Genomic DNA, 20,155 nt, shown 5'->3' with positions numbered 1-20,155 from the left:
GGTGGAATGATCATGTCGTTCAAGAAATTACTGATTGCCAACCGCGGTGAGATCGCGATCCGCATTGCCCGCGCCGCCGCCGAGAGCGGCATCGCGACGGTCGCGATCTATCCCGCCGACGATGCGGCCTCGCTGCATGTCCGATCCGCCGACGCGAGCCACGAGATCCCGGGCCGCGGCGCACGGGCCTATCTCGACATCGAGGCTGTCATCACGGCCGCCAAGGCCACGGGTTGCGACGCGCTGCATCCGGGCTACGGCTTCCTCAGCGAGAACACAGAGCTGGCGCGGCGCTGTGCCGACGAGAAGATCACCTTCGTCGGCCCGTCTCCGGACGCGCTCGATCTGTTCGGCGACAAGGCCAAGGCAAAGGCGCTGGCTAAAAAGTGCGATGTGCCGATCATTGCCGGCACGTCGGGTGCAACGACACTCGACGAGGCAAAGGCCTTCTTCGCCTCGCTCGGCGCCAATGCCGCCGTGATGGTCAAGGCGATCGCCGGCGGTGGCGGGCGCGGCATGCGCGTGGTTGAGGACCTGGCGAAGCTGGATGAAGCTTATGCGCGCTGCCAGTCGGAGGCCAAGGCCGCGTTCGGCAACGATGCCGTCTATGTCGAGCGGCTGATCCGCAAGGCGCGCCACATCGAGGTGCAGATCATCGGCGATCGTCATGGCGCGATCAGCCATCTCTGGGAGCGCGAATGCACCATCCAGCGCCGCAACCAGAAGCTCATCGAGGTGGCGCCGAGCCCGTCGCTGAGCGAGAGCCTGCGCGCCCGCATCATCGAGGCCGCAAAGCAGCTCGCGTCGGCCGCGCGCTACGACAATCTCGGCACCTTCGAATTCCTGGTCGATGACGAAGCCGGGGAGGGCGAGGGCGCCTTCGCCTTCATCGAGGCCAATCCGCGGCTCCAGGTCGAGCACACCGTGACTGAGGAAGTGCTCGGCATCGACCTCGTGCGGGCGCAGCTCGCGGTCGCCGCCGGCGCGACGCTGGCCTCGCTTGGGCTGGCGCAAGCAGCCGTGCCGCTGCCGCGCGGCTATGCGATGCAGCTGCGCGTCAACATGGAGGTGATGGACGAGAAGGGCGTGACGAAGCCGACCGGCGGCACGCTCAGCGTGTTCGACCTGCCGTCCGGCCCCGGCGTCCGCGTCGATACGTTCGGCTATTCCGGCTACCGGACCTCTGCGGCGTTCGACTCGCTGCTGGCAAAGGTGATCGTGCATTCGCCGAGCCCGAAATGGACCGAATTGGTGCACAAGGCGTCGCGCAGCTTGCGCGAATTCCGCATCGGCGGCGTCGCCACCAACATCCCGTTCCTCGGCGCGATCCTGGCGCATCAGAGTTTTGCGCGGAACAAGATCAGCACCAACTTCATCGATACACATGTGGCGGCGCTGGTCGGCGCCGCGCAGGCGCATGCCGCGCCGCTGCTCGAGGTGAGCGAGGCGACTACGGTCAAGGCGGCCGCCAGCGAGGCGGCGCCGGAGGGCTCGCTCCCGGTGCCCGCGCCGTTGCAGGGCACCATCGTGGCGATCGAGGTCGCGGAGGGCGATCTGGTCCGTCCCGGCCAGCAGATCGCGGTGCTGGAATCGATGAAGATGGAGCATCTCGTCACCGCGCCGCATGGCGGCCGGGTGACGAAGGTCGCAGGCGGCGTCGGCGTCACCCTGATGCATGGCGAGCCGATCCTGTTCCTCGAGCCTGCCGAGGTCGATGGTCATCACACGGCGGAGGAAGCCGCGACCGATCTCGATCACATCCGTCCTGATCTGGCCGAGTTGATCGCGCGCAAGGCGATCACGCTGGACGAGAACCGCCCGGCCTCGGTGGAGCGCCGCCGCAAGACTAACCAGCGCACCGCGCGCGAGAACATCGCGCAGCTGGTCGATGAGGGCTCGTTCGTCGAATACGGCTCGCTTGCGATCGCGGCACAGCGCCGCCGCCGCAAGGTCGAGGACCTCATCAAGAACACGCCGGCCGACGGCCTGATCGCGGGCGTAGCCACCGTGAACGCCAAGGATTTCGGCGCCGACGGCGCGCGTTGCATGGTGATCTCGTACGACTACACCGTGCTCGCCGGCACGCAAGGCCACATGAACCACAAGAAGATCGACCGCATGCTCGGCCTCGCCGAGCAGTGGCGCATGCCGCTGGTGTTCTATGCCGAGGGCGGGGGCGGCCGTCCCGGCGATACCGACCGGCTCGGCATGACCGGCCTCGACGGCCCGTCCTTCGTGCAGTTCGCAAAGCTGTCCGGCCTGGTGCCCGTGGTCGGCGTGGTCTCGGGCTATTGCTTCGCCGGCAACGCCGCGATGCTCGGCGTCTGCGACGTCATCATCGCTACGAAAAATGCCTCGATCGGCATGGGCGGCCCGGCGATGATCGAGGGCGGCGGGCTCGGCGTTTATCATCCGGCGGAGGTCGGCCCGGTCTCGTTCCAGTCGCCGAACGGCGTGATCGACATCCTGGTCGAGGACGAGGAAGAGGCGACCACGGTGGCGCAGAAATATCTGTCCTACTTCCAGGGCGCGGTGGCCGACTGGAAGGCGCCGGACCAGCGGCTGCTGCGCCGTGCGATCCCGGAAAATCGCCTCAGGGTGTACGACATCCGCAACGTGATCGACCTGCTGGCCGACGAAGGCTCGGTGCTGGAAATCCGGCGCGATTTCGGCGTCGGCATGATCACGGCCTTGATCCGCATCGAGGGCAAGCCGTTCGGCCTGATCGCCAACAATCCGAAGCATCTCGGCGGCGCGATCGATGCTGCGGCCGGCGACAAGGCCGCGCGCTTCATGCAGCTGTGCGATGCCTTCGACATCCCGATCGTCTCGCTGTGCGACACGCCCGGCTTCATGGTCGGCCCCGAGGCCGAGAAGACCGCGATCGTGCGCCATGTCGCGCGGATGTTCGTCACCGGCGCCAGCATCACCGTGCCGCTGTTCGGCGTCGTGCTGCGCAAGGGCTATGGTCTCGGCGCACAATCGATGATCGGCGGCGGCTTCCACGCCTCGTTCTTCACGGTGGCATGGCCGACCGGCGAGTTCGGCGGCATGGGCCTCGAAGGCTATGTCCGCCTCGGCTTCCGCAAGGAGATGGAGGCGATCGCGGACCCCATCGAGCGCGAGACGTATTTCCAGACCAAGGTCGCCGAGCTCTACGCCAACGGCAAGGCGGTCTCGATCGCCTCGGTGCTGGAGATCGACGAGGTGATCGATCCCGCCGACACCAGGCACTGGATCATGGCCGGCCTCCGCTCGGTGCCAAAGCCGGAGCCGCGCACGCACCGCAAGCGCCCGTGCATCGATGCGTGGTAGGGGCTGACGAAGCGTGCATCAAACTTGGTGTCGTGCCGGCCTTCGCCGGGACGACGGCGGTCGATCGGCGCGCGCCTCGCGTCGGTGCGAGAGTTAGCCCAACTGCAACTCCGCATACCCCTTTGCGGCCACCTCGTCGCACCGCGCCCGGTAAGCCGGCGCGCTGCCGCTGTAGCGGGCGACAATGCGGGTCTGCTTGCCCTCGACATTGCGGTTGATGCCCGTCATCCAGGAATCGACCTCGTTCGAGAGCAGCCCGACGCCGAGCGCCTTGACGTGATCGGTCCAGCCTGCGGTGCCCTCGGGCGTGGCATCGAGGAAGGTCAGGCCTCTCTGTTGAGCGAAGCGGAGCAGGCCGGTGACCCAGTCGACGCTGTACTCGATGCTGCGCGGGATGTTGCCGAGCGCGGTGTGCGGGCCCATCAGCATCATCATGTTGGGGAAGCCGTCGACCATTAGCCCGAGATAGGTTTCCGGCCCGTGCGCCCACTTCTCCTTGAGCCGCGCGCCACCGGCACCACGGAAATCGATCTTGTCGAAACTGCCGGTGATGGCATCGAAGCCGGTGGCGTAGATGATGATGTCGAATGGGTAGTCCTTCTCGGAGGTGCGGATGCCCTCGGGTGTGACCTTTTCGATCGGCGTCGCCTTCAGGTCGACGAGCTCGACATTGTCGCGGTTGTAGACCTCGTAATAGAAAGTCTCGAGCGGCAGACGCCGTGTGCCAAAACCGTGGTTTGTGGGGATCAGCATCTCGGCAACCTTCGGATCCTTGACGCGCTCACGGATCTTGCGCGCGACGAAGTCACTGATCGTGGCGTTTGCCGCCCGGTCGATCAGGATATCCTTGAAATTGCCTTGCCAGATGCCGAAGCCGCGCTCGCCATAGAGTTTTTCGTAGAACGCCTCGCGCTCGGCGTCGCTGACCTCGAACGCACCGCGCGGATCTGGCGTATGGACGAAGCAGGCGAAGGTCTCCTTGCAGCGCGCGAAGATTTCTGGATAGCCGGCCTTGATCTTCGCCTGCGTCTCGGCGTCGATCTTGCCGTTGTGCAGCGGCGCCGCCCAATTGGCGGTGCGCTGGAACACGGTGAGATGTCCGACCTCGCCGGCGATGGTCTGGATGGTCTGGATGCCGGTGGCGCCGGTGCCGATCACGGCGACGCGCTTGCCGGTGAAATCGACCTTCTGTTTCGGCCAGCGCGCGGTGTGAAACGATTGCCCCCTGAAATCGTCGATGCCCTCGATCCGCGGCAAGGTCGGGGTCGACAGCGGGCCGATCGCGGTGATCAGGAAGCGGCAGCTGTGCTGCGCGCCGTTCTCCAGCGTGACCTGCCAGCTTCGCGTGTCGTCCTGGTAGATCGCTGACGTGACGCGGCTCTCGAACTGGATGTCGCGGCGAAGGTCGAACTTGTCGGCGACGTAGTTGCAGTAGCGCAGGGTCTCGGGCTGCCCGGCGAAATGCTCCGACCATTCCCATTCCTCGAGCAGCTCCTTCGAGAACGAGTAGCCGTAGGAATAGCTCTCGGAATCGAAGCGCGCGCCGGGATACCGGTTCCAGTACCAGGTGCCGCCGACGCCGGTGCCGGCCTCGAACACCCGCGTCGTGAGGCCGAGCTCGCGCAGCCGGTAGAGCTGGTACATGCCGGATAGGCCGGCGCCGATGATGATGACGTCGTAGTCCAGCGCAGCCGTCTCGAGGCTGTTGTCCTGGCGCAAGGCTGCCACCTGTCGTCGCTCCCTGATCGGTTGATTGCCCGCAAGGCTAGCCGGTCCTGCTGCCGCCGACAAACATCGCGGCGCGGGGCAGCCATCGCGATTTGCCGGGTGCAGCTTCGCTGCATCCGTTCCGTGCGGCGGGCTGCCCGCTGCGCGGCTTTACTCTGCCGCGGAATTTCCTCTATCGTCGCTGCGATTTGTGCAGGTCATTCCGGATTCGATGCTTCGCATCGCGCCGCAATGACGGGGTCATAAAGCCCAAGGAACAAGAATGAAGAACGATCCCGTTGACGTCCTGATCATCGGCGCCGGGGCCTCCGGTGCCGCGATGGCCTGGAGCCTCGCCGATACCAAGATGCACATCCTCTGCCTTGATCAGGGCGGCTGGATGAATCCTGCCGAATATCCGAGCACCGGGCGCGACTGGGAGGCGAAATTCTACGGCGAATGGTCGTCGAGCCCCAATGTCCGCAAACGGCCGGAGGACTACCCGATCAATGACGACAATTCGCCGATCAAGGTCGTCAACTTCAACGCCGTCGGCGGCTCGACCGTGATGTACACCGCGCACTGGCCGCGGCTCCATCCCTCCGACTTCAAGGTGAAGACGCTCGACGGCGTCGCCGACGACTGGCCGATCGATTACGACGCGCTGACGCCGTTCTTCGAGGAGAACGATCGCATGATGGGCGTCTCGGGCCTGTCGGGCGACCCGCTGTCGCCGCTGAGCCATCCGCCGATGCCGCAGCAGCCGCTCGGGCTGTCCGGCCCGCTGATCGGTAAGGCCATGAACAAGCTCGGCTGGCACTGGTGGCCGTCCGACACCACGGTCGCGACGACGGATTACGAGGGCCGGGCGCGCTGCATCAATCTCGGCCACTGCACGCCGGCCTGCGCGCAAGGCGCCAAGGCCTCGACCGACATTACCTACTGGCCGCACGCGATCCGCGCCGGGGTCGAGCTCAAGACGCATTGCCGGGTGCGCGAGATTCTGACCAACGAGCACGGCATGGCCTCCGGCGTCGTGTACTATGACAAGGACGGCGTCGAGCAATTCCAACCGGCCGAAGTCGTCATCATCGCCTGCAACGGCGTCGGCACGCCGCGGCTGCTGCTCAATTCGGTGTCGGGGAAATTCCCGAACGGCCTCGCCAACTCGTCGGGCCTGGTCGGCAAGAACCTGATGTTCCATCCTTATGCGCAGATCTACGGCTACGTGAAGGAGCCGACCGACAGCAACCGCGCGCCGCCGACCTGCCTGTGGAGCAAGGAGTTCTACGACACCGATCTGTCGCGCGGCTTCGTCCGCGGTTACGGCATCCAGTTCGGCCGCGGCGCCGGGCCGGTGTTCGAGGCGGTCGCGAGCGAGCAGAAGGGGATCCTGCCCTGGGGCAAGGATCACCACCGCGTCTTCCGCAAGCTCAACGGCCATCGCCTCGCGGTGTCGGCGATCTGCGAGGATCTGCCGGAGGAGCACAACCGCGTCACGCTCGATCCGGTTTTGAAGGACAGCCACGGCATCCCGGCGCCGAAGATCGACTACACGATCAGCGCGAACAGCCGGAAGATGATGGACCACGGCCTGGCGCGCGGCCGGGAGATCCTCGAGGCCGCCGGCGCCACCGACATCTGCATCAACGATCCGATCCCCTGGGGCGGCTGGCATCTGCTCGGCACCGCGCGGATGGGCACCGATCCGGCGCGCTCCGTGGTCAACGAATGGGGCCGCGCGCACGACGTGAAGAACCTGTTCATCGTCGACGGCAGCATCTTCGTCACCTCGGGCGGGGTGAACCCGACCTCCACCATCCAGGCCCTCGCGCTCTACATCGCCGACCAGATGAAGCAGCGCCTCGCCAATCTGTTCGACTGAGACCGCCAGAGACCGACATGTCCGATAGCAAACAACTGACCGCAGCCCAGCGCGCCGATCTCCGCACCGTCGCCGCGATGATTGTGCCCGAAAGCGCCGAGTACAAGGTGCCCGGGGCCGATGATCCGGCGATCCAGGCCGACATGCTGGCAACGCTCGGCCGCGACACCGCGCTGGTCGCGCAGGCGCTGGATCATCTGGCTGATCTCGCCGGCAAGCCGCTCGCCGAGCTCGATGAGGCCCGGCGCGACGCGGTGGCGCAGGAGTTTCGCAAGCTTGGCGGCGTCGCCGCGGCGACGCTCGTCCGCGTCGTGCTGCAATGCTACTACCGCGACGACCGCGTGCTGCGCTCGCTCGGGCTCGAGCTGCGCGCGCCGTTCCCAAAGGGCCATGTGCTGCCGGACGGCGACTGGTCGCTGCTCGATCCGGTCAAGGCGCGCGGCGGCACGTTGCGGCGGGCGACCTAGCCGATCGGGCAGGTGCAGGGCAGGCACGGGCGTAACCACTTGCGACGGCGGGAGCCGGTCACCATCTGAGGGGACCAAAGGATTCTCGCCATGCTGGATTTTACCTCAGATGCCGCCGGTGACGCGCTGTCACCGCGAACGGCTGACGCTGCCCAGGTCGCATCTCAAGTCGATGACCGGGCCTTGCTGGATGCCTATTCCAATGCCGTGATCGACGTCACCGACCGCGTCGGTCCCGCCGTGGTCCGGGTCGAGACCGGGCCGAAGGTGCGGAGCGCCCGCGAGCGCGGCGGGCTCGGCTCGGGCATCGTAATCTCGCCCGACGGGCTCGTGCTGACCAACAGCCACGTGGTCGGATCGTCGAAGGAGATCCGCCTGCGCGACACCGAGGGCTTTGTCACCGATGCCCACGTGCTCGGCGTCGATCCCGACACCGATCTCGCGCTGCTGCGCGCCGACGGCGCGCGCGATCTGGCCTATGCCTCGCTCGGCAATTCCAAGACGCTGCGGCGCGGTCAGCTCGTGGTCGCGATCGGCAATCCGCTCGGCTTCGAATCGACGGTCACCGCCGGCGTGGTGTCGGCGCTCGGCCGCTCGATCCGCTCGGTCAGCGGGCGCACCATCGAGGACGTGATCCAGACCGACGCCGCGCTCAACCCCGGCAATTCAGGCGGGCCGCTGGTGTCGTCGAACGGCGAGGTGATCGGCATCAACACCGCGATCATCAACGGCGCGCAGGGCATCTGCTTTGCGGTGGCCTCCAACACCGCGCAGTTCGTGCTGTCGGAGATCATCCGCCACGGCCATGTCCGCCGCGCCTATATCGGCGTCGCCGGCCAGACCGCGCCGGTGCCGCGGCGTCATGCGGTGCTTGCCGGCGTCGAGAACAAGATGGGCGCGCTGCTGATGCAGATCGAGCCGGACAGCCCGGCCGCGCGCGCCAGCCTGTTGCCCGGCGATGTCGTGATCGGGCTCGACGGCATCGAGATCCACGGCGTCGACGACCTGATCCGTGCACTCGATCACAGCCGGATCGACCGCACTTTGTCGATGGACGTGCTCCGCCTTGGCCGCCTGCGCGCGATCGACATCCACCCGATCGGGAGGAAGCCGGCGAAGCAGTGAGCGTTGCGCGATCCGCGCACGAGATGCACCCTCTCCCCCTGTGGGAGAGGGTGGCGAAATCGAGCGGAGCGAGATGAAGCCGGGTGAGGGGTTCCCCTCCACTAGCTCATCTGTGGAGACAACCCCTCAGCCAGCGCCGTAGCCGACGCTGAGCGTCGGCGTTGTTTAGAAACGGCGGCCGTTGGCCGCCTATGCCACCTTCTCCCACAAGGGGAGAAGGGAAGAGGGGTTTGCGGCGGCGCCGCCAGCAGTTCGTCGGAATGCGATCCGCTGCGCGTGATCGCAGCTCACCACCCGTATGGCCACCGCCACCCCTCATAGAGATCCCAAGACGACACCAGGGGTGGCGCATAGGGATCGACCCGGTCGTCTTCAGGGCGATAGCGATAGCGTGGAACAATATAATAATCCCACGGAGTCGGCGTGATCATGGGCGTCGTGATAACGACCCTCGCCCGTTCATGAACGACTTGTGCCTTCCGCGCCCGGGCTTCAGCACTGGACACTCCGAGGTTGCACAGCACCAGGGCTGCTCCGAGAGCGCACGCGAAGCTCGCAATCTTCATCTTCATGCATCGGCCTCCTGACCTGAGAGTGCACGCTCCATGTGCACCAAATGACGCACCACATTAGCATAGACTGAAAGAAAGGCGGCGCCTATCGACCCTTTGCAGACTGCGCCGCCTTCCAGGCGGCGAGCGTTCGAGGCATGGCCGCCTATCCCCGTTCGGCGCATTCGCCTATGGTCGGCCACATGGATATAGCCGGCTTCGACCTCAACTTGATGAAGGCCTTTGATGCGCTGTACGCGGAGCGCCATGTGACGCGCGCCGGATCGCGGATCGGCCTCAGCCAGTCGGCGATGAGCGGGGCGCTCACGCGCTTGCGAGAGCTTCTTGGCGACGAGCTCTTCGTGCGAACGCCTTCAGGCATGCAGCCGACGCCCCGCGCCCATGACCTTGCCGGTCCCGTCTCGGATGCGCTCCGGCTGCTCCGGAGCGCGCTGCAGGCCGATAGCTTCGACCCGGCGACGGCCGACAATACCGTCACGCTCGCGATGAGCGACTATGCGGCGTTCGTTCTGTTGCCGCCGCTCATGGCCCGCCTCAGCATCGATGCCCCGCACGTCAACGTGCGGGTCTGCGGGATCTTCGGGCGTGACGAAGCCGTCACGCTGCTCGACAGCGGCGAGGCGAATCTGGCGATCGGTTTCCCCGTCGAGACGTCGGCGCGCATCATCAGCAGCCCGCTGTTTTTTGAGAGTTTCGCCTGCGTCGTGCGGAAGGGGCACCCGGCATTCGCGGATGGTCCAAGCCTCAAGGCTTTCGCAGCGGCGCCGCATCTTCTGGTCTCTCCGGAAGGCGACCGCTCCGGGATCGTCGATCTGAGGCTTGCCGATCTCGGCCTCGAACGGCGCGTCGTGCTGAGCCTGCCACAATTCCTGGCCGCGCCCTTCGTGATCGCCGGGACCGACCTCGTCGCGACGCTGGCCTCGCGGGTCGCACGGAGGTTCGCCGGGACCGGAGCAGGCATCGCAATTTATGATCCGCCGCTCGAACTGCCGACCTGGCCGCTCCACCTGATGTGGCACCGGCGGGCGGATACCCATGGGGCCATTGCCTGGCTGCGCGGCATCATCACCAAAATCGCCGCCTCGGCCTGACGCCATCGGCGCGATCGATAACGCCACATCAGAACTCGCGATTTCCATCCGCATGGCCGTTCCGCTTTGTTGGGTTCACCGAAATTGAAGGGTGATCGAGATGCGAGTTTTGGTAACAGGCGCGACCGGCTTGATCGGCGGTGCGGTCGCGCACCGATTGAAAGAGGCAGGTCATGACGTCGTGGGGCTGGCCCGGTCGCAAGCCAGTGCGGCCAAGCTGCTCGACCGAGGCTTCGCGGCGGAGATGGGTGAACTTGCCGGCCCGGCGAGCCTGGTCGCGGCGGTGCGGGGCGTGGACGCCGTCGTCCATGCCGCTTCGCCCAACGATCAGAACGCTGCGTCCCTCGATGAAATTGCGACACGTGCGATCCTCGCAGCCCAGCGTGGAACGGGTCAGCGCTTCATCTATACCAGTGGCAGCGCTGGTCTACGGTTCCACGGGTGACACGCCAGCGACCGAGCACACGCCGCTGAACCCGATCGAGATGGTCCGCTGGCGCCAGGCGCTGGAACGCGAGATCCTCGCCGCCGAAGCCGAGGGCGTCCATCCCGTCGTTATCCGGCCCGCCTGGGTCTATGGCAATTGGGGCGGCGCCGCGATGATGATGGTCGCATCGGCGAAGGAACATGGTGCAGCGCTTCATGTCGGTGACGGTCAAAATCGCTGGTCGACCGTGCATGCCGACGATCTGGCCGATCTCTATGCGCTCGCGCTCGAACGGGCGCCGGCGGGATCCGTCTTCAATGGCGCGCACGGGTCGGCGCCGCGGCTCATCGAGATCGCACGCGCAGCGAGCGAGTTGGGCGGTGCCAGGGGCCGCGTAGCGGCATGGCCGCTCGAAGAGGCGCGCAAGGTGCTCCGGGGCTTCGCCGATGCGATCGCCTCCGATCAGACCATCTCGGGCGACAAGGCGAAGCGTGAGCTCGGCTGGAATCCTTCACGCGGATCGATCATCGACGAGTTGCGCGCTTATGCGTTGGCGGTGGCTTAGGTCATGCACGTGATATTCATCAGGCTGCTAGCCGCCGCCTTCGCCAGTGCAGGTCTGTTCAATGCAATCGCGACGTCGACGACGCGGAGCAACTTTGTCCGATGGGGGTATCCGGCGTGGTGGTGCCGGGTCACCGCCGGATTGGAGATATCGGCCGCAATCCTGGTCGCACTACCGGCAACCCGCACAGCGGGCCTGGTCCTCTGCGCTGTCATCCTCGCAGCGGCAGCTTTGACCGTCCTGCGACATCGGGATTTTTCCCATCTCGCGCCGATCGCCTGCTTCGCTGCCTTGCTGGTGATGGCGAGCTGGATGTCCTGAAAGATCGCTGGCTCCTGACACTTGAGGAGGGTGCCGATCGGCTTGGGATGCCCGGGGGACGCCCGCTGGGCAGGGGTCACAGCAAGTTGTTCGAATAATGAAGATCACATCAGGAAATTGCCAGGGGCTAACGAGAATGGCGCGAATTTGTGCGCGAATGCTGTGAATTGCTTCACAGCGCTTTCGCAGATCAAGCCTAAGATGATGACGCGCAACGAAGCGCTGTTCTGAATAGGAAATTGGTCATGGCGATCTCGCACACCATGCCGTCTTCTGTTCGCAGTCATGACGGCTTGATTATTTTTGGCTACATAGCGTTTTCAGTACTGATGCTCGCTACAATCTATTTTGCATCGAGCGGGCCAAGCTTCACTGATGCCGATCTGGCAACCATGACGATGATGCCGTAATGCGCTTGGTCTCGTGGTGCTTCTTCAGCGCGCTTGTCTTGGCCGTAGCCGTTTGGGCTCTGCTAGGTCCGCCGAAGGCGGACGCGACAAGCGTGCTTCCCGCGATTTCAAGAATGCGCTGAGCAGAAATGAAAGGGGGCCCGCCGAGTGAGGCGACTTCGCTTCGTTCCGTTGGCTTGGCTTTTTCCTCCCTGGACTTCGGCCGATCATCGCAAGGTGATCGGCCGTTCCTTTTGTGGATGCCGCGGCAGGGTCGAGCCGAACACGTCGCAGCTGGTCTGCGACCACGTCATCCCGCATCGCGGCGACGAGCGCCTGTTCTTGGATGAAGGCCAACGCGGGCCTGAAGCAGCTGCTTGATGCCCCTGTCAGGTTCGCAGAAAATTCGGAATAATAGAAGATATCGCTGAGTTGCCCGACGTGTCAAGTAGCTTGTCCTGGGGCCGGGGCGGCCCCTGCTACTGTGCATGGGGTTGTTTTCGATATTTTGGTGGCGGTCATCCAGCGCGGACTTGTGTCCGCGACCTTCACCGACATCCGCCTTCGCCAACGCTACGGCGGACACGAGGGGAGAAGGGAAGTGCGTCGCTACCGCAACGCCGCCAGCAGCTCGTCGGGCTGCTCGACCATCATCATGTGGCCGGCGCCCGGCAGCACTACGATGCGCGCATTCGGTGTCGCGGCGGCGAGGGCCTTGCCGGCCTTGGCGGGGGTCATCATGTCGCGCTCGCCGAGCACGAAGGTCGCGGGCACCTTGACCGCAGCGGCGGCGGTCAGCGCGTTCTGATAGGCGTTGCAGGCGTTGAGGTCGTTGTAGAGTACACCCGGTTTCGCCTCCTGCAGCACCCGCTGCGCGCCCTGGTGCATCCACAGGCCGGGCGCGAGGCTGCCGCCGAGCTCGGCCTTGAAGCCGAGGCCCCAGATCGAGACCATGTCGATCGCGGCGACGTCGTTGGCCTCGGCGGCCTTCAACAGATCGGGGCCGACCGTCATGGTCGCGGCGGTGCCGATCAGCGCGAGGCCGGAGACCCTGTCGGGATGCCGCGCCGAGGTCTCGATCGCGATCAGCGAGCCCATCGAATGGCCGATCAGTCGCGCCTTCGCTGCGCCGGCGGCGGCGATCAGCGCCGCGATCCAGTCGGCCATCTCGGCGATGGTCGCGAGCGGCTTGCCGACGGAGCGGCCGTGGCCAGGCAGATCCGGCGCCAGCACGGAATAGCCGTGATGGGCGAACCAGCGGCTGTGCAGCGCCCAGGTCGAGGAATCGAAGCCGGCGCCGTGGATCATCACCACGGCCGGCAGCGATGGATCGAACGGCTTGCCGCCGGTCGCGATGAAGGTGTCTGACCCGTTGACGGAAAGCTGCATGGGCTCAAGTCCTTTGCGAGGCGCGCAGCGCCTGGCCGAGATCGTCGATGATATCCTGCGCGGTCTCGATGCCGACCGAGAGCCGCACCAGCTCCTCGCCGATGCCGGCGGCCTTGAGCTGCTCGGCATCCATCTGCTGGTGCGTGGTACTGGCGGGATGGATCACCAGCGTCTTGGCGTCGCCGACATTGGCGAGATGGCTGATCAGCTTCAGCTGCTCGATGAACTTCTTGCCGGCGGCGCGGCCGCCCTTGATGCCGAAGCTGATGATCGAGCCGGCGCCGCGCGGCAGCAGCTTCTTGGCCAGCGCGTAGTCCGGATGGGTCTCCAGCGACGGATGCAGCACCCAGTCGACTGCCTTGTTCGCGGCCAGCGCGTCGAGCACCGCATGGGTGTTGCTGATGTGGCGGTCCATGCGGACGCTGAGCGTCTCGATGCCTTGCAGCAGCTGGAAGGCATTGGTCGGCGACAGGCAGGCGCCGAAGTCGCGCAGGCCCTCGGTGCGGGCGCGCATGATGAAGGCGGCCTTGCCGAACTGCTCGTCGAAGACGATGCCGTGATAGCCGGCATAGGGCTCGGTGAGCTGCGGGAACTTGCCGGATGCGCGCCAGTCGAACCGGCCGCCGTCGACGACGACGCCGCCGATCGCGATGCCGTGACCGCCCATCCATTTGGTGGCCGAGTTCATCGTAATGTCGGCGCCGAGCTCGATCGGCTGGCTCAGATACGGCGTCGCGAAGGTATTGTCGATCAACAGCGGGATCTTCGCGTCGTGCGCGATTTGTGCCACCGCCGGGATGTCGAGCACCTCGAGGCCGGGATTGCCGATGGTCTCGCCGATCACGAGCCGCGTATTGGGCTTGATCGCGGCGCGAAACTCATCGAGCGCGCGCGGCTTCACGAATGTCGTGGTGATGCCGAAGCGCGGCAGCGTGTGCGCCAAGAGGTTGATGGTGCCGCCATAGAGCGAGGCGGAGGCGACGATGTGGTCGCCGGCATTGAGCAGCGTCGCGATGGCGAGATGCATCGCGGCCATGCCGCTCGCGGTGCAGATCGCGCCGACGCCGCATTCGAGCGCGGCGATCCGTTCCTCCAGAACCGCAGTCGTCGGATTGGAGATGCGCGTGTAGATGTGGCCGGCGCGTTCGAGGTTGAACAGCGCCGCGGCGTGGTCGGCGTCCTGGAACACGTAGGATGTGGTCTGATAGATCGGCACCGCGCGCGCGCCGGTTAAGGGATCGGGGCGCTGGCCGGCGTGCAGGCTCAGGGTTTCGAAGGCAGGCGGCTTGGGTGCGGGCATGCGAAGCTCGTCAGGTCAGTCGATCGGAGTGATCGGTGCGTTGGTTTAGACGTGAACTGCGGTGCGAACACGGCCGACATTGCCGAATACGCGCAGATAGCGCTCGACCTCGGACGGGATGCCGGTCGCCTTCTCCGGGTTGTCGGAGAGCTTGACGGCGGGGCGTCCGTCGACCGACGTAACCTTGCAGACGATCGAGATCGGATCGAGCTCGGCGGTGCCGTCAGGCGCGCAGCCGACGAAATCGTTGGTGAGGTTGGTGCCCCAGCCGAAGCTGACGCGCACGCGGCCCTTGAAGTGATGGAACGTCTCCTCGATCGAGCCGACATCCATCGCGTCGGAGAACACCAGCAGCTTCTCCTTCGGATCGCGGCCCTTCTGCTTCCACCACTTGATGATCTCTTCGCCGGCGGTGATCGGCGGCGCGCTGTCGGGACGAAAGCCGGTCCAGTCGGCGACCCAGTCCGGCGCATCGCGCAGGAACGGCTTGGTGCCGAACGCATCGGGCAGCGCGATCAGCAGGTTGCCGCCATAGGCGTGGCGCCATTGATCGAGGATGCGATAGGGCGCCCAGCGCAGCTCCTGGTCGTCGTTGGCGAGCGCTGCGGCAACCATCGGCAGCTCGTGCGCGTTGGTGCCGATCGCCTCGAGGTCGTTGTCCATCGCGAGCAGCACGTTCGACGTTCCGGTGAAGGACGGACCGAGGCCTTCCTTCACCGCCTCGACGCACCAGCGCTGCCACAGGAAGCCGTGGCGGCGGCGCGTGCCGAAATCGGACAGCCGCAGGCCGTCCAGCTTGCGCAGCCGCTCGACCTTGGCCCACAGCTTGGCCTTGGCGCGGGCGTAGAGCACGTCGAGCGCGAAACGGCCGTAGGTCTTGGTCGCCGCGCGCGAGCGCAGCTCGTTGAGGATCGCGAGCGCCGGGATTTCCCACATCGTGGTGTGGGTCCATGGCCCGTGGAAATGCAGCTCGTACTGGCCGTCGACCTTGTGCAGCTCGTATTCGGGCAGGCGGAAGGTCGAGAGCCAGTTGATGAAATCGGGCGAGAACATCTGGGTCTTGCCGTAGAACGTGTTGCCGGCGAGCCAGATCAGTTCCTTCTTGGAGAAGCGGATGGTGCGGGCGTGGTCGAGCTGGGCGCGCAGCTCGCCCTCGTCGATGACCTCGGCAAGCCGGATATGGGTCGACCGGTTGATCACCGAAAAGGTCGTGCGCGTGTCCGGATAGCTTTCCCGGATCATCTGCTGCATCAACAGCTTGTAGAAATCGGTGTCCAGCAGGCTGCGCACGATCGGGTCGAGCCGCCAGCCGTGGTTGTAGGTCCGGGTCGCGATGTCTGTCACGGTCATGCGGGAACCTTAGCCTGCCCCGCGCCGCCCGCCCAGTGGGTATCGGGCGGAACATGGCAGGTCAGCGCGCTATGGTCCGCCGTATACGGCCGACCGTGGCGGCGACATCGGCCCAGGCCGGCTTGCCCGGGGCAAATTGCTGCCGGAGGAAGGCGGCGAGCTCGGCGACCTGGCCGTCGCTCATGCTGTCCTTGAAGGCCGGCATGTAGCCGAGATCGGTCACCGCGGGCTTGGCGATGCCGTGCAGGATCACCTGGATCAGATTATCGGGGGCGTCGCTGTGCAGATTGCTGTTCAGCGCCAGCGACGGCCGGCTGCCGAACAGCGGCGGGCCGCCGACCTCATGGCAGACCGCGCAGGCGCCTTGATAGATCCGTGCGCCCGCTGACGCCGCGGTGGTGACGGCTGTGCGTGTCTCGAGCTTTGCGGCCAACGCATCGTGGGCCGACCGATCGGCGGCCTCGTTGAACGAGGCGAGATAGACCGCCATCGCGCGGATGTCCTGGTCGGGCAGCGCGGCGAGTTCCTGCACGACCGGTGCCATTGGCCCAGCGGCGACACCGTGCAGGCGGGACTCGCCGGTGCGCAGATAGGTATAAAGCTCGTCCTCGCTCCAGGGGATCGGCGCCTTCGACAGCGATGTCAGCGCCGGCGCCTCCCAGGCCTCCGCGAAGCCGCCGGCGAGATAGGCGCTTTGCCGTTCGGCGCCGAGCGCATTGCGCGGCGAGTGGCAGGCGCCGCAATGGCCGAGCCCCTCGATCAGGTAGGCGCCGCGATTCCAGATATCGGACTTCGATGGATCGGGCTGGAACGTGCGCGGCTGATGGAACAGCGCATTCCACCCGGCGAGCAGCGGCCGCAGGTTGAACGGAAAGGCGAGCGCGTTCGGCGGCGTCTCGGCGCGCACCGGTTTTTGCGCCATCAGGTAGGCATAGAGCGCCTGCAAATCGGCATCACTGGTCCTGGCAAAATGCGTGTACGGAAACGCCGGATAGAGATGCCGCCCGTCGCGATGAATGCCCTCGCGCATCGCGCGCTCGAACGCGGGATAGGACCAGGCGCCGATGCCGGTGTCGATATCGGGCGTGATGTTAGTCGTATAGATTGTGCCGAACGGCGTATCGAGCGGCCGGCCGCCGGCGTTGGTGATGCCGTGCTCCGACGTGTGGCAGATCGCGCAGGCGCCGAGTGCGGCGAGCTCCTTGCCGCGCGCGATCGTTGCAGTTGAATAGACCGAGGCATCAGGCCGGGCGATCGGCGCAATCGCGCGCCACGGCAGCACCGATGCGCCGATCCCGATTGCCGCTGCGCAGAGCGCGGCAATGCCGGCGAGCACCCCTCCGCGTTTTGCAAACGGATTCTGCCATCTGTTGAGGTCGGCCGTCGGCGCAGGCGGCGGAAGAGGGGCGGGCGCTGCGGGTTGCTCGCCGCGCAGTCCCTTCAAGATGCGCTCCGGCGTGAACGGTGGCTCGCGGAAGCGGACGCCGGTCGCGTCATAGATCGCATTGGCGATCGCAGCCGCGCTCGGCACCGAGGCGGACTCGCCGACACCGAGCGGCGGCTGGTCCTGCCGCGGCAGCATCAGCACGTCGATCTTGGGCAGCTCGGGGAATTTGATGATGGGGTAGGCGCCCCATTCCCGCGCCGTCACCGCGCCGCGCTCGAACGAGACCTGCTCCATCAACGCGCGGCTGGTCGACTGGATCACGTTGCCTTCGACCTGGTGCCGCACGCCGTCCGGATTGATCATCAATCCGGAATCCTGGCCGGCAACGACGCGCGTCACGCTGACCTCGCCGGTCGCCTTGTTGACGGCGACGTCGGCGATCCAGGCCGACCACGCCGCGCCGTAGCCCGGAAATTTGCTGTGCACGTAGAGCGCATAGGCAAAGCCGCGGCCGCGCACGATGTCGCCCTCGGCCTCGGGCTCTTTCCATACCGGGCGCGGCGTCCAACCGGCGCGCTCGGCAACCGCGTTGACGAGATCGACCGCACGCTTGTCCTTCAGATAGCGCAGCCGGTATTCGATCGGATCGACCTTGGCCTCGGCGGCAAGCTCGTCGATATAGGATTCATGCGCGAACGTATTGGGCAGCGCCGAGACGCCGCGAAGCCAGGACGCACGCACGATCGGCGCCATGTCGTGGGCGGCGACGCGCATGTTCTCGTAATCATAGGGCGGGATCGCGGTGCGGTCGCCCATCTCGAACACTGCCGCTTCAGGCGCGATCCGCCCGGTGAGCAGCAGCGCCAGGGTCGGCGCACCGTTCGAGGGATAGCGCGTGGAGAAGTCGTAACCGGCGACGCTGCCGTCGGCGTTGAGCCCGCCATTGACGTCCATCAGCTGCGCGGTGCCCTTCGGCTCCCAGGCATGTTCCTGCTCGCGGGTGAGCTGGACGCGCACCGGACGGCCGACCGCGCGCGACAGCAATAGCGCATCGGCGGAGACGTCGTCGGCGCAGTTGCGGCCGTAGCAGCCGGCGGCCTCCATCCGGATCACGTCGATCTCGGACTCCGGCCGTTGGATCAACAGCGCCAGATCGCCGCGCAGGATGTGCGGATTCTGCGTGCCGGACCAAACCCGGATCGCGCCTTCGTTGTAGTCGGCGACCGCGCAGGACGGGCCGATCGAGCCGTGCATCTGGTAGGGCCAGACGTATGTCCGTTGCATCGGCTTGGCTGCCGCCTTGATCGCGGCATCGACGTCGCCCTTGTCGATCAATGTGCGCGGCGTCGAGGGATTGGCGCGCAGCGCTTGCTCGATGTCGGAAAGATCGGTCAAATCAGGTCCCGGTTTCCAGCTCACCTTGAGCTGCGCAGCGGCCTTGATCGCGTTCTCCTCGCGCTCGGCGACGACGCCGACGAAATCGCCGATCCGCACCACCGCGACGAGGCCGGGGATATCACGCACCGAGGCTTCATCGACCGCGATCAGGCTGGTGCCGACGAACGGGCCGGCGTCGACGCCGGCATAGGGCGGACGGACGACGCGGCCGTGCAGCATGCCGGGCACGCGCACGTCGTGCACATAGACCGGCTCGCCGGTGGCCTTCGCCGGCAGGTCGACGCGCGGCACCGATTTGCCGACCACGGAATACGCGCTCGCTTCCTTGACCGCGACGTCGTCGGCGAGCTCGAGCCGGATGGTCTCGCCCGCGATCAGCTCGCCGTAGCTGATGCTGCGGTTGTCGTGACCGCGAATCAGGCCGTCCTCGATCATGAGCTCATCGACCGGCAGCTCCAGCCGCTCGGCCGCGCGCGCGAGTAAAAAATGCCGCGCTTGGGCTGCGGCTTTGCGTAAGGGAATGGCGGTGATCTGGATGGTTTCGCTTGCGATCGTCGCGCCCTGGTTCGGCACCGCGGCGGTATCGCCGAGGATCACGACCACCCGGGCAAAGGAGACGTCGAGCTCATCGGCAACGATCTGCCCGAGCGCGGTGCGGATGCCGGTGCCGAGATCAACGTGGCCGTTATAGGCATTGACCGAACCGTCTGATGTGATGGTGATGAAGGTCTCGAACGCGCCTTCCGCGCCCAGCACGGCGGGGCGGACGACCGACAGCGAGCCGCGCTTGCGTTGCTCTGGAGCCTTTGCGTCCAACATCAATCGCGCGCCTCGAGCGCGTGGCCGGCGGCGCGCATCGCTGCGCGGATGATCTCGATATGTGCGCCACAGCGGCAGAGATTGTAGCGCAGCGCTTCCAGCACCTCGTGCTCGGACGGATTGGGATTGCGGGTCAACAGCGCCTTGGTGGCGATGATCATGCCGTTCAGACAATAGCCGCATTGCGCGGCCTGCTCGCGGATGAAGGCATCCTGCACGGGATCGGGATGCTCGCGGCTGCCGAGCCCTTCGAGCGTGACGATGCTACGCCCTGCGCAGCCCTCGATCGGAATCACGCAGGCGCGCGCGGCGACGCCGTCGATCAGCACCGCGCAAGCGCCGCACTCGCCGAGCCCGCAACCGTATTTCGGTCCGTTCAATGCGAGGTCGTTGCGCAGCACGTAAAGCAATGCGGTGTCGGGAGCGGCGTCGACATCATGATTCCTGCCGTTCACGGTCAGGCGCATTGCCCCGGTTCTCCCCTTGATGTTTGCGCTGCAATGTCAGCGTCAAATCCGCCGATGAGGATAACGTTTGTATACAAACGTGCAAGCGGCGGCATGCCGCGCTGCAGCGAGTGCACGCTTTATGAACAGGGTGCGCAAGCGAACGGCAGCTTTTGATCGCAAAGCCCGCTTGACAGGTTTG

Annotated in this window: 16 protein-coding genes; 9 read left to right on the top strand and 7 right to left on the bottom strand. The window is 66.0% G+C overall.

The features are described from left to right. The first annotated feature begins 12 nt into the window (after nt 1-12). Nucleotides 13-3,315, top strand: a complete 3,303-nt coding sequence (locus ACVISU_RS08630) for a carboxyl transferase domain-containing protein (protein WP_456706645.1) — start codon at nt 13-15, stop codon at nt 3,313-3,315. 93 nt (nt 3,316-3,408) lie between these two features. On the opposite strand, the gene ACVISU_RS08625 is transcribed toward ACVISU_RS08630, so the two are convergent. Next, a complete protein-coding gene (locus ACVISU_RS08625) occupies nt 3,409-5,043 on the bottom strand; it encodes a flavin-containing monooxygenase (RefSeq protein WP_456706644.1) in 1,635 nt (544 codons plus the stop codon). A gap of 262 nt (nt 5,044-5,305) precedes the next feature. Between ACVISU_RS08625 and ACVISU_RS08620 the strand changes: the two genes are divergently transcribed. From ACVISU_RS08620 to ACVISU_RS08610, 3 genes are all read left to right on the top strand, one after another. Continuing rightward, on the top strand, nt 5,306-6,907 hold the full coding sequence (locus ACVISU_RS08620; protein ID WP_456706643.1) for a GMC family oxidoreductase: 1,602 nt from the start codon (nt 5,306-5,308) through the stop codon (nt 6,905-6,907). 17 nt (nt 6,908-6,924) lie between these two features. Then, a complete protein-coding gene (locus tag ACVISU_RS08615; protein ID WP_050405884.1) occupies nt 6,925-7,374 on the top strand; it encodes a hypothetical protein in 450 nt (149 codons plus the stop codon). Between the two features lie 90 nt (nt 7,375-7,464). Then, complete coding sequence (locus ACVISU_RS08610; RefSeq protein WP_050405885.1) at nt 7,465-8,499, top strand: S1C family serine protease; 1,035 nt, start codon at nt 7,465-7,467, stop codon at nt 8,497-8,499. Nucleotides 8,500-8,786: 287 nt separating this feature from the next. Here the strand turns inward: ACVISU_RS08610 and ACVISU_RS08605 are convergent, their stop codons facing one another. Next, nucleotides 8,787-9,071, bottom strand: coding sequence for a hypothetical protein (locus tag ACVISU_RS08605; protein WP_347336843.1), 285 nt, complete (start codon nt 9,069-9,071; stop codon nt 8,787-8,789). 137 nt (nt 9,072-9,208) lie between these two features. On the opposite strand from ACVISU_RS08605, the gene ACVISU_RS08600 reads away from it, so the two are divergent. From ACVISU_RS08600 to ACVISU_RS08580, 5 genes are all read left to right on the top strand, one after another. Next, nucleotides 9,209-10,162, top strand: a complete 954-nt coding sequence (locus ACVISU_RS08600) for a LysR family transcriptional regulator (protein ID WP_456706642.1) — start codon at nt 9,209-9,211, stop codon at nt 10,160-10,162. Between the two features lie 100 nt (nt 10,163-10,262). Continuing rightward, complete coding sequence (locus tag ACVISU_RS08595) at nt 10,263-10,607, top strand: NAD-dependent epimerase/dehydratase family protein (protein WP_456710781.1); 345 nt, start codon at nt 10,263-10,265, stop codon at nt 10,605-10,607. After that, nucleotides 10,576-11,154 carry an NAD-dependent epimerase/dehydratase family protein gene (locus ACVISU_RS08590; RefSeq protein ID WP_456706641.1) on the top strand — a complete coding sequence of 193 codons (579 nt, stop codon included), beginning with the start codon at nt 10,576-10,578 and terminating at the stop codon, nt 11,152-11,154. The genes ACVISU_RS08595 and ACVISU_RS08590 overlap by 32 nt, the downstream gene beginning before the upstream one ends. Before the next feature lie 3 nt (nt 11,155-11,157). Then, the gene (locus ACVISU_RS08585) at nt 11,158-11,475 is read left to right on the top strand and encodes a DoxX family protein (protein ID WP_456706640.1); all 318 of its coding nucleotides are present in this window, start codon (nt 11,158-11,160) and stop codon (nt 11,473-11,475) included. A 245-nt stretch (nt 11,476-11,720) separates the two neighbouring features. Next, entirely contained in the window at nt 11,721-11,885 is a 165-nt protein-coding gene (locus tag ACVISU_RS08580; RefSeq protein ID WP_157113625.1) for a hypothetical protein, read from the top strand. A gap of 588 nt (nt 11,886-12,473) precedes the next feature. Here the strand turns inward: ACVISU_RS08580 and ACVISU_RS08575 are convergent. The 5 genes from ACVISU_RS08575 to ACVISU_RS08555 form a co-directional block, all read right to left on the bottom strand. Next, complete coding sequence (locus ACVISU_RS08575; RefSeq protein ID WP_456706639.1) at nt 12,474-13,253, bottom strand: alpha/beta fold hydrolase; 780 nt, start codon at nt 13,251-13,253, stop codon at nt 12,474-12,476. Nucleotides 13,254-13,257: 4 nt separating this feature from the next. Beyond that, nucleotides 13,258-14,553 carry an O-acetylhomoserine aminocarboxypropyltransferase gene (locus ACVISU_RS08570; protein WP_456706638.1) on the bottom strand — a complete coding sequence of 432 codons (1,296 nt, stop codon included), beginning with the start codon at nt 14,551-14,553 and terminating at the stop codon, nt 13,258-13,260. Between the two features lie 45 nt (nt 14,554-14,598). Then, nucleotides 14,599-15,903 carry a nicotinate phosphoribosyltransferase gene (pncB, locus tag ACVISU_RS08565; protein ID WP_050405890.1) on the bottom strand — a complete coding sequence of 435 codons (1,305 nt, stop codon included), beginning with the start codon at nt 15,901-15,903 and terminating at the stop codon, nt 14,599-14,601. Nucleotides 15,904-15,964: 61 nt separating this feature from the next. Then, a complete protein-coding gene (locus ACVISU_RS08560) occupies nt 15,965-19,507 on the bottom strand; it encodes a molybdopterin cofactor-binding domain-containing protein (RefSeq protein ID WP_456706637.1) in 3,543 nt (1,180 codons plus the stop codon). Beyond that, on the bottom strand, nt 19,507-19,974 hold the full coding sequence (locus ACVISU_RS08555) for a (2Fe-2S)-binding protein (protein ID WP_456706636.1): 468 nt from the start codon (nt 19,972-19,974) through the stop codon (nt 19,507-19,509). The genes ACVISU_RS08560 and ACVISU_RS08555 overlap by 1 nt, the downstream gene beginning before the upstream one ends. Nucleotides 19,975-20,155: the final 181 nt, after the last annotated feature.

Source organism: Bradyrhizobium sp. USDA 4452 (assembly GCF_054063575.1).
This window is presented reverse-complemented; position numbering and strand designations above follow the sequence as displayed.

Coding starts and splice junctions, on each gene's coding strand:
- ACVISU_RS08630 (WP_456706645.1), top strand. CDS start 13: ATGTCGTTCAAGAAATTACTGATTGCCAACCGCGGTGAGATCGCGATC.
- ACVISU_RS08620 (WP_456706643.1), top strand. CDS start 5,306: ATGAAGAACGATCCCGTTGACGTCCTGATCATCGGCGCCGGGGCCTCC.
- ACVISU_RS08615 (WP_050405884.1), top strand. CDS start 6,925: ATGTCCGATAGCAAACAACTGACCGCAGCCCAGCGCGCCGATCTCCGC.
- ACVISU_RS08610 (WP_050405885.1), top strand. CDS start 7,465: ATGCTGGATTTTACCTCAGATGCCGCCGGTGACGCGCTGTCACCGCGA.
- ACVISU_RS08605 (WP_347336843.1), bottom strand. CDS start 9,071: ATGAAGATGAAGATTGCGAGCTTCGCGTGCGCTCTCGGAGCAGCCCTG.
- ACVISU_RS08600 (WP_456706642.1), top strand. CDS start 9,209: ATGGCCGCCTATCCCCGTTCGGCGCATTCGCCTATGGTCGGCCACATG.
- ACVISU_RS08595 (WP_456710781.1), top strand. CDS start 10,263: ATGCGAGTTTTGGTAACAGGCGCGACCGGCTTGATCGGCGGTGCGGTC.
- ACVISU_RS08585 (WP_456706640.1), top strand. CDS start 11,158: ATGCACGTGATATTCATCAGGCTGCTAGCCGCCGCCTTCGCCAGTGCA.
- ACVISU_RS08580 (WP_157113625.1), top strand. CDS start 11,721: ATGGCGATCTCGCACACCATGCCGTCTTCTGTTCGCAGTCATGACGGC.
- ACVISU_RS08575 (WP_456706639.1), bottom strand. CDS start 13,253: ATGCAGCTTTCCGTCAACGGGTCAGACACCTTCATCGCGACCGGCGGC.
- ACVISU_RS08570 (WP_456706638.1), bottom strand. CDS start 14,553: ATGCCCGCACCCAAGCCGCCTGCCTTCGAAACCCTGAGCCTGCACGCC.
- pncB (WP_050405890.1), bottom strand. CDS start 15,903: ATGACCGTGACAGACATCGCGACCCGGACCTACAACCACGGCTGGCGG.
- ACVISU_RS08560 (WP_456706637.1), bottom strand. CDS start 19,507: ATGTTGGACGCAAAGGCTCCAGAGCAACGCAAGCGCGGCTCGCTGTCG.
- ACVISU_RS08555 (WP_456706636.1), bottom strand. CDS start 19,974: ATGCGCCTGACCGTGAACGGCAGGAATCATGATGTCGACGCCGCTCCC.